We start from the raw sequence: 13,411 nt of genomic DNA, 5'->3' as shown, positions 1-13,411 counted from the left end.
CTTATGAAAAACTGGCTTTGCCGTTCAGCCGCAGCGTCGCCAAGAGCGGCAGATGATCGGATGCGCCCGCATGCTTTCCGGGAACGGTCACCGACAGCACCTGAAAATGGCGGCTGACGAATATGTAGTCCAGCTGTGACCGCGGCCGTTTCGCCGGATACGTCAGGCAAGGACCCTCGCCTGCGGCCTGGCAAACATCGGTCAGCTGCCGGCCGATTTTTTTCCATGCGGCTGACCGCGGGCGCATGTTCCAATCTCCCAACAGAATCACCGGCTGCAACTCATTCGCCAACTTGTTGACGATAAAATCGGTTTGCTTTTTGTGCAGAAAAGGGTTCAGGCTGAGATGGGTGACATAGATTTTCAGCGTTCGTTCGGGAGTTTGCACTTCGATCTCCAGCAATGCGCGCCCTTCTGTCAGGCGGAAATCGAAAGGAAACGGATGGTTCTTGTAAGCTGTGATCGGATGTCGGGATAAGAAGGCGTTGCCGTATTGCCTCAGCCGGCCGCTCCCGCGTGCCCTTACTGTGAGCGCCGCGCCAAACGCGTGATGCATGTTGAGCCGGTTTGCCAACCAGGCGGCTTGGTCCAGAAACTCGCTTCTTTTTGAAAAATGGCGGTCCACTTCATTCAGCCCGACCAGTTCCGCTTCGTGTTCCTCAACGACTGCGGCGATTCGCTCCAAGTTGAACTGCTTGTCGGTTCCCCTGCCGTGGTGAATGTTGTACGTCATCACCTTGATCTGCAAACCGCTTCCTCCCCTGCGATGGGCCGCCCCTGCACCATCCAGCCATGCCGGTTTTGCCGCTGTTTCAAGTCTGGGTCACCAGCGCCCGTTGTTTCAGCCAGTTGACGATCTGTGCAAACACCATTTCCCGCTGCTGGTCGTGCAGCAGACGATGCTTTCTCCCGGGCAACAGGATGAATTGTTTGTCTTTGATCGGCAAGGAATCGTGAAATTGTTGCACGGAAGCCGGATCGATCAACGGGTCGTCGGCGCCGCAGATACATAGTACGGAAATGCGAAAATCGGCCGCTTTGCTCAACGCCTGGTTGCCGTTCGACAGCAACTCGGTAAACCAGCGAACGGTAAATTGGCTGGTCGATAACGGATCGGCCGCGTCAGACAGTTCCCCTTTTCCGTTAAAAAAGCTGCGAAACCGGGGAATCTTGGCGATTCGTTTGCTAAAGCGATGCAATTCGACACAGAATTCCGGCGAGATGCCGGACAACAGCCGGCATACGGAATAGAGGGAGTTTGGGATCTGCAATCGAAGCCGCAAAGCGGGGGCCGACAGAATCGCCCCCTGTACACAGCTTTGGCCGCGCTCCTGCCCATAACGTACGACGATCGTACCGCCGAGGCTGTGCCCCAATAAAAATACGGGATTTTCCGGATGTTGTTGCTGCACATACTCGATAAACCGCTCGAGATCATCCAGGTATTCGGCAAAACAGGTGATATGGCCGCGCTTCCCGGTCGATTGGCCAAAGCCGCGCAGATCCAAAGCGTAGAAAGCGATATCGTGCCGGAAACAATAAGCAGCCAGTTCCAGAAACTGTCCGGAATGTTGACCGGCTCCGTGAATCATCACCAGGATGAGATGCGGTTGCATGGGAATCCACGAGCGATAGAACAGTTCCGTCTGCCGATTGGGACGAAATCGACTCCCGACCTCCCAAACCTCAGGTGTCTGCAACATGCTGCCAGGCTCCTTCATGGTGTTTTGCGCACACAGTAAGTATGGGCGATTGCAGAACCGATTATGAATCGGCAGGGGCAGCAGGCGGTTGGCATTTTTTTCAACCTGACTGTCCAAATATGCATGCTTCCGGCGGGGCGTCAACAAACGCCTGGATGGAAGGGTGGCGCAGGCAACCGCCTTCCGTCCATTCCGCAAATTGGACCTTCGCCGTCAGCCGCGGCCGAACCCAATGGGCGTCCGCGTGTCGTTCCGGCAGATTGACAAAGGGCCGTTCGCGCGTGGTCAGCCGTTGCAGCCGTTCGGTCAGTTTCCTCCAATCCTCATGCGACAATTTTCCGGTTCCCGTATGGCCGATATACCACAGTTGCCCGGCTTCGTCGTATAGCCCCAACAGCACGGCATTGACAGTGCCGCCGTTTAATGTAAATCCGCCGATCACCGCGATCAGATCACGATAGTTTTTCACCTTCAGCCACGCATCGCTTGTCTCGCCGATCGCATAGAGGGAAGCGGTTTTCTTTACCACGATCCCTTCCATCCCATGCTGCCGAATCACATCAAACAATGTTTGGCCGTCATTGTGCGAATCGACCAGCTGAACATGCCGGCCGGGAGTGATGATGCTTGCCAGCAGCTCCGTTCTCTCCCTGAAAGGCCGCCGGTCGACCCACTCGCCGTTATAATGGATCAGATCGAAAATCATATAGGTGACGGGCACCGCCTTCCGTACTTGTGCCACTTTTTCCAACCGGCGGATGCCGTCCCTGCGCATGACTTCCCGGAAAGAAGGCTTGCCGTCCGCGCCCAGTGAAATCACCTCTCCGTCCAGGATGACCGATTGTGCACTGCAGTAGCGGCGGATGTCGGTCAGTTCCGGATAGTGGAAAGTGCGTTCGTTCCGTTTTCTGTTGTAAAGGCGGACCTGCTTGCCGTCATAGTAAGCGAGGAGGCGAACTCCGTCCCACTTCACCTGGGCGATCCACTCTTTTCCGCCCGGAATTGTCTTGCTGCTTTTCGGTTCCATCGGCACGATCGGTTTCATGATCCGTCACCTCATGCGGTATCACCGCTAGTGTACCCAAAAAAGTCAACAAAAAAGGACCATCCGCAGGCCCCTCATTGCATGGTCCCCGTTGACGGACCAATGATTACTCCACATAATAGGCAAGCGATTCCAGTTCTGTCGTCACGTCGGCGTTGCGGATCGGGATGTCAGCCGGCACCCGCAGGATGACCGGCGCAAAATTGAGAATCCCCTTGATCCCCGCTTTCACCATCTGGTCGGCCACTTTCTGCGCTTCCGCCGCCGGAACGGTGATGATCCCCATCTTGATGTCCAGTTCCTTCACCACTTGCGGCAGCAACTCCACTGGCAAAACATCGAGCGAGCCCACTTTGCTGCCGATTTTTTCTTCCGCCGCGTCGAAGATCGCGACGATTTTCAGTTTCTCGTTGGTGTAACGGTTATAGTTGGACAGCGCGGTACCGAGGTTGCCGGCTCCCACCAGCGCGACGTTGAGACGCCTGTCCAATTTTAGAATTTGCTTGATTTTTTCGATCAAATATTGCACGTCATAGCCGATCCCTTTGCGGCCGAATTCGCCGAAATAAGCCAGGTCTTTGCGAATTTGAGCCGGGTTGATGTCGAGGTTTTGGCCCAGTTCATGCGACGATACGGTGGTGATGTTCAGATCCCGCAAGTGCTGCAGGTAACGTAAGTAAACCGGGAGGCGACGAATCACCGCTTCTGAAATTTTGGGAGTTTTCATCCTGACCTCCAAGCTGTCACGAAATTCAAAAATAAGCCTTATTACTTCATCTTAGGGGAAACAGAAAACGGACGTCAATATGCAATCAACAGCCACATCGTCCATTTTCGTTTCAGCGCGATTTGCGTGTCATGTCCCTCGCCATCTGGGACATGTATATGAACGGCCGGTTCACTTTATGTTTCTCGTTTCAGCCAGTTGTAGACCAGTTTCAACACTTCTCTCTCAGGCCCCCGGTAGATCCAAGGATTGGGCAACGATTGCAGAAAATGCCTGCCGTAGCGGGCGTCGACCAGCCGCCGGTCGTAGACGACGATCGCCCCGACATCTTTTTTCGAGCGGATCAGCCGGCCAAACCCTTGCTTGAAGCGGACGATCGCCTGCGGCACCGAGTATTCCATAAACGGGTTGCGTCCTTGCCGCTCTAGCGCTTCCGTTCTCGCTTCCGCGATCGGATGGTTGGGCGGCCAGAACGGCAGCCGGACGATCACCAGACACGACAGATCGTCGCCCGGAATGTCCACTCCTTCCCAAAACGAATTGGCCCCGAACAGCACCGCCCGCTCCTCCTGTTTGAACTGATGGACCAGGCGGACACGGGAAGACGAATCGACGCCGTGCGCAAACACGCGGATGTTATGTTCCGCCAGCTTCGGTTTCACTTTCAGGTACGTGTCCCGCAGCATCCTGTGCGAGGTGAACAGCACAAGCATGCGGCCGTTCGAGATGCGGGCGAGCGTCGTGATCGATTCGCAAAGCGAATCGACGAACACCTGCTCCGACACCCCTTTCACAGGCGTCACATCGGTTGGAATGCACAGCAACGCCTGATGTTTGTAATCAAACGGCGACTCGACCTGCAACGTGCGAAGCCGTCCTTCCTCTTCCGCCCTCCGCAAACCGAGCCGCTCCATGATATAGGAGAACCCCTGGTTCACCGCGATCGTAGCTGATGCCAGCACGACCGAGTCTTTTTTGTCAAACAGCTTCTCCTGCAGCAGCGGCCCGACGTGAACGGGCGCCATATACAGGCTTACAAACGGCCGCCCCGCTTTGTCCTCCGCTTCCAGCCACAGCACCGTCGATTCGGGATCGGTTTCCCGAAAAAATCGGGCCATCGTCAGCATCCGCCGGTCGATTTCCTGCACCTGGCCGCCGATGTCGGTGATCAGCCCCGCGATTTGGTGATCATCTGCAAAATCGGACGCTGTCAGCTCCAGTTTCGACATCAGATTGTGGAGGGACGCCGCTTCCGTTTGCAGATTTTCATAGGCGGAAAGGATCGCCTGCCACGCCGGCAGTTCGAGATGTTCCTTGCGCAGGCGCAGCGTCGATCTGCCCGCTTCACTTTTTTCCGACAGGTCGAGCGCAAACTGCTGCAGCAAGCTGAACGTCTCGTCCAAATGATGTCGCAGCTCCGCCAGCTTTCCGGCCATCTGGTCGAGCAGGTTGGCCATCGGGGCGAACTGCGGGTGCAGCCCGATCGTTGTCCGCAACTGCGGCAGCAAGCCTTGCCGGCTGTCGCGCACCAGCCGGTTGAACGCGCCCGCCACCTGAAAATAGTTCACATCCTCGCCCAGATGTTTGGTCGCTTCATCCTCAAGATGATGGGCCTCGTCTATGATCAACCGGTCGTATGGCGGTAGCACGCGATGTTCCGACTTGATGTCGGCAAAAATCAGCGAATGGTTGGTGATCACCACGTCCGCCTGCTCAGCCGCCGACCGGTTGCGGAAATAGTAACAGTTGCGAAACCACGGGCATTTCTTGCCGATGCAGGAGTCGCTGTCGCTCGCCACCCGGTTCCAATACTCCGCTTGCGCCCCCTGCAGGTTAAGCTCCTCCCGGTCGCCCGCTTCCGTTTCAATCAGCCAGGTCAGCATGCGGACGTAAAATGACCGCTCGTTCCAATCGCCGATCAGCCCCTGCGAATTGATGCCGGTCGCCACTTTGCGCAGGCAGGCATAGTTGTTGCGGCCTTTCAAGACGGACGCGGTGAACGGCACCGGCATAATCTCCTGCAGCAAGGGAAGATCCCGGTGTTTCAGCTGTTCCTGCAGGTTGATCGTGTGCGTCGCCACCACCACCCGCTCGCCGGTGGCGGCTGCGTGCAGGATCGCCGGCACCAGATAGGCGAGCGATTTTCCCGTGCCGGTACCCGCCTCCACGATCAGGTGGCGCCCCTCCGCCAGCGCGTCGGCCACCGCCCGCACCATTTGCAGCTGCGAGGGCCGTTCTTCGTAGCCGGGGTACTTGGCGGCCAACGGCCCGTTTTCCGATAATATGGTGGCTGCGATCTCGCTGTCAAACGCGACTGGTTCCCGCTCTTCCAGCTTGCGTTCCGGGATCCGCACCAGCCGGTGCATCAACTGCTGAATCACCGCACAATCGTCCGGCGGCTCCGTCTGCGTCAGTTGCAGCGGTTCGTTTGCCAATGACGCAAAAAAATGGCGCATCGGCCAATCGGACGCCGCCGTCAACTGTTCGATCTGCTGCAGCACCAAGAGCGGCAGCTTTCTGGCTTTCTCCAGCAGCTGTAAAAACAGTTCCGCTGTCGCCAACGCATCGGACAGGGCGCGGTGTGGACGCCCGTGCACAATGCCGCGGCTCTTGGCGAGCGACTCGAGCGAATAGCTCGGCTCCCGCGGCAACAAAATCTGGCTGAGTTCCCATGTATCCACATACGTACCGGCATAAGGCAAGTAGCCGGACTGCTCCGACGCCCGGTTGAGAAACGACAGGTCAAATGACGCGTTATGCGCAACCAAATCGGCACCGTCGGCAAACTGCAGAAACCGGTTGATCGCTTCCTCCAGAGCAGGTGCCCCCGCCAGGTCTTCGTCGGAAATGCCGGTCAGTTCCTTGCAGAAAGCGGGCAACGGTTTGTCCTGGGCGACAAACGTTGCCCATGTATCGACGATTTTGCCCTGTTCAATCCGCACGGCGCCGATTTCCACAATCGAATCCCGCTCGGCCGAAAAGCCCGTCGTCTCAAGATCGACCACCACATAAGGGACTGTCATGCACGTCACCTCAAACAGAGAATCCTGATATAATTCTCCATGCAGACGAGATTCTCCTGCAAGAAAAAGACGGAAGCATGCGGATTACACGCTCGCCTCCATCCGTTTGGCGGTTGCCTGCCGGCAGCGCTGCCAACACTGGTCAGCCGCATCTGTTTCGCCTAGACCCGTATGGGCCAGCGCTTTGTAAAACCAGCCCTCAATGCAATTGCCGTCAAGCTGCAGCGCTTGTGCAAATTGCTCGATCGCCGCCGCATAGTTGCCTTGCTCCAACGCCAGCCGACCGATTTGCATGTGACCAAGCAGCCGATCCTGCGGATCGTTCAATTGGACAACCGATTGCAATAACCGGTGGGCCTCCTCCTGTTTGTTTCGCATTTGCAATACGCGCGCCATGCCGATTTTTACGGATGCAGAATCCGGTATCTCCGCCAGCAACAGCGCGAACACTTCATCCGCTTTGTCGATGTCGCCCCCGAGCAGTGCCGCCCAGCCAAGATTCAGCTTCGCTTGCAGGTCGGACGGAGCGAGAGTCAGCTGTTTTTTGAAATAGAGCATCGCCTGCCCGAACTCGGCCTCCCGCATCGCCAACCAGCCGAGACCGCCGAACGGACGGGCCGCTGCGGGATAAAATGCGCGAGCTTTGTTATACAACGCACGGGCCAGGTCGTATTGTCCCCGCTGCAACGCAAGGTCCGCGAACTGTACCAGGATGTCGCAATTCGATGAGTTCAGCTTATATGCCTTCTCGATATGTTCATACGCTTTGTCCGGTGAGCCCAGCTTCTGCCAAAGCAGGGAGACGATCCGTTCCGCCTCCCAGTCGTCCGGATTCTGCTCCAATGCGACAAGAAACGAGGCGAGCGCGTCGTGATATTGTTTTTGGTTGTACTGGCAGACTCCCAGGTTAAAAAACACATCCCGCAGATCCTGCATCGATTCGGCCGCCTGTTTAAACTCTTCGGCCGCCCTGGCAAAATCCCCGTTCTCCGCGTACAGATGGCCGTACGTATGATGAACAGCCGCCAGCAAGAACGGGTCGTTCGCCTCCGCCGCCACCCGGTTCAAATGCTGTTTCGCCTTGTCGTACTCCCGTTTGCCCACATACCCGAACGCCAAATACAAGCGGGCGACCGTAAACTGTTGGTCCAACTCGACAACCCGTTCCAGTTCGCGAATCGCATCCGGGAACATCAACAGATCAAAATAGCCGAGCCCCTTGCGAAACGAGCGGATCATCTGCTCCTCATCCGGTTTCGGCAGCACGGGAACCGGCTGCATATCCGCCTGTTTGGTGGGCAATGGCGGCGCTTGGGGTTTCGGTGTTTCGAACACGTCGATGTCCAGTCCGAAAAACTCCGACAGCGCGGCGATTTTTTCTTCGAACGACAACCATTTTTCCACAAACCGGTCGCAAACGGAGCGGAGGGCGATCAGTTCTTCCCGCAAAATCCGCTTTTCGTCCGGACCGGCCGTCATCAACTGTTGCTCGATCCGTTGCAGCGCCCGAAACAACTGCTCAAACGGCTTATCAAACATGCGCATCCTCCGCCTCCTTCACTCTGCCGTTAGTTTGCAGCAACTCCCTTTTTCTATACGGAAACTCGGCTAAAAGCGCCTGCGTCCGTGCAGGCAACGCCGAGTTGATCATCCGTGATCAAAAAGCCGCACTCCTGCGAGTGCGGCTCGGCTGGTTCGCCCCGGCTGTCACTGTGGAAACCACTAGATTCGCGAGTCGGTTCTTCCCCCATCCGGATCGATGTCCACCCGCCTCTGGCCATTTCAGTGTCTGCGATTCTGCTTCATTTGCTGCTGAACAGGCGCGGGGCGAGGGCGGTGACTTGTTCAAACGGTGGCAGTTGCACCGTGCGTTTCCCGAATCAGGTCCTGGATCGTGTTGTCCGGGTTGAGCAGCACGACGACCGGCTGGTGCTTGCGAGCTTCCGCTTCTTCCAGCATCGCATACGAGATGATGATCACCGTGTCGCCCGGCTGCACCAAGCGAGCAGCCGCGCCATTCAGGCAGATCGTGCCCGAACCGCGCGGCCCGGCGATCACATACGTTTCAAACCGGGCGCCGTTGTTGTTGTTGACGATCTGCACTTTTTCATTCTCCAGGATGTCGGCCGCCTCCATCAGGTCCTGGTCGATCGTAATCGAACCGACATAGTTCAAGTTCGCTTCCGTCACCGTGGCACGATGCAGTTTCGATTTCATCATCATTCTGTACATGGACGACTCCCCCTTGCGTAACTTGTCCCCTTTGGGTGTTACGGACGCAAGATCACATTGTCAATCAGACGGGTTCCGCCGAACCGGACGGCCACTGCCAGCAAGCAGTCGCGGTCGATCAGGCTGGTATCGGATAGCGTCTGCAGATCGACGATTTTGATGTAATCGACTTCTGCCAGCGGTTCCGCTTCGATGATCGATCGGACCTGTTCCCGAATGGCGTCAGCGGAGCGTTCCCCTGCGCCGAACATCGCTTCCGCCGCCTGCAAGGCGCGATAGATCGCCAGCGCCTGCCGCCTCTCCTCCGGTGACAAATAGACGTTGCGCGAACTCATCGCCAGACCGTCCGCTTCCCGGACGATCGGACAAGGCACGATTTGCACCGGAATGTTCAGATCCTGCACCATCTGTTCAATCACGCGCACCTGTTGCGCGTCTTTTTGCCCAAAGAACGCCTTGTCCGGCTGCACGATATTGAACAGCTTCGTGACCACCGTCGCCACGCCGCGAAAATGGCCCGGCCGCGACGCACCGCACAGATTTTCCGTCAGCCCTTCCACATCGACAAACGTCATCTGCGGTTGCGGGTACATCTCGTGCACGGGCGGAGCGAAAATTGCATCGACCCCGGCCGTTTCCGCCAACCTCGCATCTCCTTCCAGATTGCGCGGGTAGCGGTCATAATCTTCCGACGGCCCGAATTGCAACGGATTGACGAAAATGCTCATGACAGCCACATCACATTCCGCTTTCGCCTGCCGGGCGAGCGACAGATGGCCATCGTGCAGCGATCCCATCGTCGGCACCAATCCCACCGTTTTGCCAAGCGTCCGTTGTTCCCTAACATACTCGCGTATCTCTCGAATCGTATGGATAATTTTCATGGCTGCAGCTCCCTTTTCAAGGCGGCGATCACTTCTTCTTTCATGCCAAACTGGTGGTCCGGCCCCGGGAACGTTCCCTCGCGCACCTCTTGCGCATAGGTTCTGACCGCATCGACCATCGTCTCGTACAATCCGGCATATTGTTTGACAAACCTCGGTATGTACTGATTCGTGATGCCGAGCAGATCGTGAATCACCAGCACCTGTCCGTCACATCCCGCACCGGCGCCAATCCCGATCGTCGGAATGGAAAGCCGCTCCGAGATCATCTCAGCGAGCGGGGCCGGCACCAGTTCGAGGACGATGGCGAAACAACCGGCTTCCTGCAAAAGGATCGCATCATGCAAAATCCGCTTGGCGCTCTCCGCATCTTTCCCCTGCAATTTGAAGCCGCCCAGCCGGTTGACCGCCTGCGGCGTTAGCCCCAAGTGGCCCATTACCGGGATGTTGGCCTTGAGCAGTGCACGAATCTCCTCCAGCATCTCGCGACCGCCCTCGAGCTTCACCGCATCAGCGCCCGCTTCCTGAATCAGGCACCCGGCGTTGCGGACCGTCTCGGCGATGGAGACATGGGCGGAGAGAAACGGCATGTCAGCCACCACAAACGTATTGGGAGCGCCTCGCTTCACCGCTTTTGTATGGTGCACCATGTCATCGATCGTCACCGGCAGCGTCGTTTCGTGCCCCAACACGACCATACCGAGCGAATCCCCGACCAAAATCAGGTCGACACCCGCCTCTTCCACCACCCTGGCGGTCGGATAGTCATACGCCGTCACCATCGAAATCCGCCGCTTATTTGCTTTCATCTCCTGTAGCTTGACGGTCGTCATTTTTGTTCGGCCATTTTCCGTCATTCCCGATTCTCCCTTCCGGAGCCCCGGCGTTCCAGCGGATAAAAAAACCTTTTCGCGCAGCAGCACGAAAAGGTTTACGAATGTTCACGCAAGAACCTCTGTCTCGGTCCGCTGACGGCTCAGAGCAGATTTCCAATTCCTATTATTATCAAATTGCAAATTCGGAATCCGGAGTACAGTTCCAAAATGGATACCGCCTCCACTTGCAGTATAACCGGAAACCGGGTGGTTTGTATAGTATTTTACGACATCTGAATATCGGCCGAGTAGACTTTTTGCAGGCCGTCCTGATTTTGCAGAATCAGGGCGCCCATCTCGTCGATATCCACCGCCAACCCGGTCAGAATCCCGCGCGGCGTATGAGCCGACACATACCGGCCGAGCGTGATGCTCTGCCGCTTCCATTGTTCGCGAATCGGGGCAAACGTGCCGTGTTCGACGTATTGGTCGTACAATCCCTCGAACCGTTCGAGAATCCGCTGCACCAACGGTGCCCGGCGCATGTGATTCCCGGTGACGATGCGCAACGATGTGGCGATGCTTCGCAACTCATCCGGGAAGTCACTCTCCGTCTGATTGACGTTGATGCCGATTCCCAAAATCACATGGTTGATCTCTTCCGACTCCATGTTCATCTCGGTCAGGATGCCGCAGCATTTCCTGTCATCGAAAAAAATGTCGTTCGGCCACTTGATCCCCGCTTTCCGGCCGGTCGCTTCCGTCAGCGCCTGGCTGACGGCGACAGCCGCCACCAAGGTGAGCTGCGGGGCGTGCGCCATCGGCAATTTCGGCCGCAGGATCAGGCTCATCCAGATGCCGGTGCCAGGCGGCGAAAACCATGGCTTGCCGCGCCGCCCCTTGCCGCCTGTCTGCCGATCGGCGATCACCAGCGTCCCTTCCGGCTCTCCTGCTTCCGCCAACTTGGCCGCCAGCACGTTCGTCGAATCGATCGTCTGCAAATCGACCACGTGCTGCCCCATCCGTTTCGTCTGCAGCCCCGCCCGGATTTCGGCCGCCAGCACGACGTCCGGAATCGACAGCAGGCGATAGCCTTTGTTGCGCACCGCGTCGATTTCATACCCTGCTTCCTGCAGGTCTTTCACATGTTTCCAGATGGCGGTGCGCGACACGTTGAAATGCTGGCAGATTTCCTCGCCGGAAATATATCGGTCCTGATTATCCCGCAACAGTTTCAAAATCTGTTCTTTCATCGTCTCATACCTTCTGCGAACCGTTTTTCCAATGCTGGTACAGCACCCGTGCGGCAGCCAACAGATGTTGCCGGTTGTTGCAAGCCGGATGCTGCAACGTCCATTCTGTCAGCTCCGTCAAAATTTGCCCCACCAACGGCCCCGGCGGAATCTGCAGCTCGCGAATCAGATCCTGGCCGTCCACAGCCAGATCGCGAACCGACCAGATCGGCTGCCGTTCGATTGCTTTGTCCAGCAGGCGGCCGATTTTCCCGTTATCCGCCTCACTTGCCTCGCCTAATATCCGCATCGCATCGATCGCCGCCTGTTTGCCGTGGCGGTACAAGTAGCCGCGCCACGTTTCCGCGGTCCAGGTAAGCGGATCCGAGTCAGGGATCGCCCGCAAAATCGCAGCGACCGACCGCACGAACGAGTTCGGTTGGCGCAGACGCCGCAAACTGGCCTGCACCGTCGCTTCATCGACCCCCAGCTGCCAAAACAGGGCCGCCTGCCGCAAGTCCGATTTATCCGGCAAGCGGTTGGCAAAATCGGCCGCCTGCCGCCACCTCTCAGCCACAAAATCCTGGGTCCCTACATAGCGCGACCTGGCGGCTTCGCCGCCTTGATGAGGTGCGAAGCTTGCCTTCACTTTGCGGGGTGAAATGTCGGGGAATACGATCGGCAGCAGGCCAGATGCAGCGAGATAGTTGATACTGATCGATAGATCGGCCCGCAGCATCTTGTTCCATTCGTCCCGAATCCGCTCGCGGGCGATCTCCGTCATTAGCCCCGCATGCCGTCGGATCGCCTGCCATGTCCGTTCCTCGATCTGCGCCCGCAGCGCTGCTGCAAACCGGATCGCTCTTAGCATCCGCAGCGCATCTTCACGGAACCGTTCATCCGCCTCGCCGACCGCCCGAATCCGCTTCTCCCGCAGATCGCGTCGGCCGTCAAACGGATCCTGCAGGTGGCCGCGGCGGTCCATCGCCATCGCATTCACCGTAAAATCGCGGCGCGCCAGATCCTGCTCCAACGAACGGACAAACCGCACTTCGCTCGGCCGGCGAGCGTCCAAATACGCCCCTTCCGTCCGGAATGTGGTCACTTCGATCCGCTCGCCACCGATCAGCACGCTGACCGTCCCGTGCCGGATGCCGGTCGGCACCGTGCGCGGAAACAGATTTTGCACCTCGTCTGGCAACGCGTCTGTCGCCACGTCATAATCCTCCGGCCGCTTCCCCAACAGCATGTCCCGCACGCAGCCGCCGACCAGATACGCCTGATAGCCTGCCCGCTCCAACTCGGCCAACACCTGCAGCGCCGCGTCAAAGCGGCTGTCCGTCACTCGCCGTGAACCGTTTCCCGCCATGCAAAATCGCCGCGATCCAACGCTTTCACCAGAATCTCGGCGGTCGCCATGTTGGTCGCCACCGGAATGTTATGCACGTCACACAGCCGCAGCAAGGCGATAATATCCGGCTCGTGCGGCTGGGCCATCAGCGGATCGCGGAAGAAGATCACCAGATCCATCCGGTTTTCCGCAATCATCGCACCGATCTGCTGGTCGCCCCCCAGCGGCCCCGACTGAAACCGGTGCACCCGCAGGCCCGTCGCCTCCTGAATCCGGCCGCCGGTGGTGCCGGTGGCGAACAGATTCGCTTTTGCAAAAATATGGCGGTATGCCACCACGAAATTGACCAACGTCTCTTTCTTGCGGTCGTGCGCAATCAACGCGATATTCACGTTACTC

At 57.7% G+C, this 13,411-nt stretch carries 12 protein-coding genes; all 12 read right to left on the bottom strand.

Annotated elements, in window-relative coordinates; genetic code table 11:
- Nucleotide 1: 1 nt before the first annotated feature.
- The 12 genes from C230_RS0117140 to mgsA all read right to left on the bottom strand — a co-directional run bounded on the left by C230_RS0117140 (nt 2) and on the right by mgsA (nt 13,404).
- Nucleotides 2-748 (bottom strand): endonuclease/exonuclease/phosphatase family protein, encoded by a 747-nt coding sequence (locus C230_RS0117140; RefSeq protein ID WP_018133287.1) that lies wholly within the window; start codon nt 746-748, stop codon nt 2-4.
- 64 nt (nt 749-812) lie between these two features.
- A complete protein-coding gene (locus tag C230_RS0117135) occupies nt 813-1,703 on the bottom strand; it encodes an alpha/beta hydrolase (protein WP_018133286.1) in 891 nt (296 codons plus the stop codon).
- Between the two features lie 100 nt (nt 1,704-1,803).
- Nucleotides 1,804-2,748 (bottom strand): ATP-dependent DNA ligase, encoded by a 945-nt coding sequence (locus C230_RS0117130; protein WP_018133285.1) that lies wholly within the window; start codon nt 2,746-2,748, stop codon nt 1,804-1,806.
- A gap of 106 nt (nt 2,749-2,854) precedes the next feature.
- The gene (locus C230_RS0117125) at nt 2,855-3,475 is read right to left on the bottom strand and encodes a redox-sensing transcriptional repressor Rex (RefSeq protein ID WP_018133284.1); all 621 of its coding nucleotides are present in this window, start codon (nt 3,473-3,475) and stop codon (nt 2,855-2,857) included.
- 176 nt (nt 3,476-3,651) lie between these two features.
- The gene (gene dinG / locus C230_RS0117120) at nt 3,652-6,498 is read right to left on the bottom strand and encodes an ATP-dependent DNA helicase DinG (protein ID WP_018133283.1); all 2,847 of its coding nucleotides are present in this window, start codon (nt 6,496-6,498) and stop codon (nt 3,652-3,654) included.
- Nucleotides 6,499-6,582: 84 nt separating this feature from the next.
- Nucleotides 6,583-8,043, bottom strand: a complete 1,461-nt coding sequence (locus C230_RS0117115; RefSeq protein WP_018133282.1) for a tetratricopeptide repeat protein — start codon at nt 8,041-8,043, stop codon at nt 6,583-6,585.
- A 300-nt stretch (nt 8,044-8,343) separates the two neighbouring features.
- On the bottom strand, nt 8,344-8,730 hold the full coding sequence (gene panD / locus C230_RS0117110) for an aspartate 1-decarboxylase (RefSeq protein WP_018133281.1): 387 nt from the start codon (nt 8,728-8,730) through the stop codon (nt 8,344-8,346).
- A gap of 38 nt (nt 8,731-8,768) precedes the next feature.
- On the bottom strand, nt 8,769-9,614 hold the full coding sequence (panC, locus tag C230_RS0117105) for a pantoate--beta-alanine ligase (protein ID WP_018133280.1): 846 nt from the start codon (nt 9,612-9,614) through the stop codon (nt 8,769-8,771).
- Nucleotides 9,611-10,471, bottom strand: coding sequence for a 3-methyl-2-oxobutanoate hydroxymethyltransferase (panB, locus tag C230_RS0117100; protein ID WP_018133279.1), 861 nt, complete (start codon nt 10,469-10,471; stop codon nt 9,611-9,613). Before panB ends, panC begins: the two co-directional genes overlap by 4 nt.
- Nucleotides 10,472-10,713: 242 nt before the next feature.
- On the bottom strand, nt 10,714-11,682 hold the full coding sequence (locus C230_RS0117095; protein WP_018133278.1) for a biotin--[acetyl-CoA-carboxylase] ligase: 969 nt from the start codon (nt 11,680-11,682) through the stop codon (nt 10,714-10,716).
- Nucleotides 11,683-11,686: 4 nt separating this feature from the next.
- Nucleotides 11,687-13,030, bottom strand: coding sequence for a CCA tRNA nucleotidyltransferase (locus tag C230_RS20875; protein ID WP_083910638.1), 1,344 nt, complete (start codon nt 13,028-13,030; stop codon nt 11,687-11,689).
- Nucleotides 13,003-13,404: a methylglyoxal synthase gene (gene mgsA, locus C230_RS0117085; RefSeq protein WP_018133276.1), complete on the bottom strand. Its 402-nt coding sequence runs from the start codon at nt 13,402-13,404 to the stop codon at nt 13,003-13,005. Before mgsA ends, C230_RS20875 begins: the two co-directional genes overlap by 28 nt.
- Between the last annotated feature and the right edge of the window lie 7 nt (nt 13,405-13,411).

It is taken from the genome of Effusibacillus pohliae DSM 22757 (genome assembly GCF_000376225.1).
Taxonomy (GTDB): domain Bacteria; phylum Bacillota; class Bacilli; order Tumebacillales; family Effusibacillaceae; genus Effusibacillus; species Effusibacillus pohliae.
Note: the sequence above shows the minus strand (reverse complement) of the source record. Positions and strands in the feature narration are given on the sequence as shown.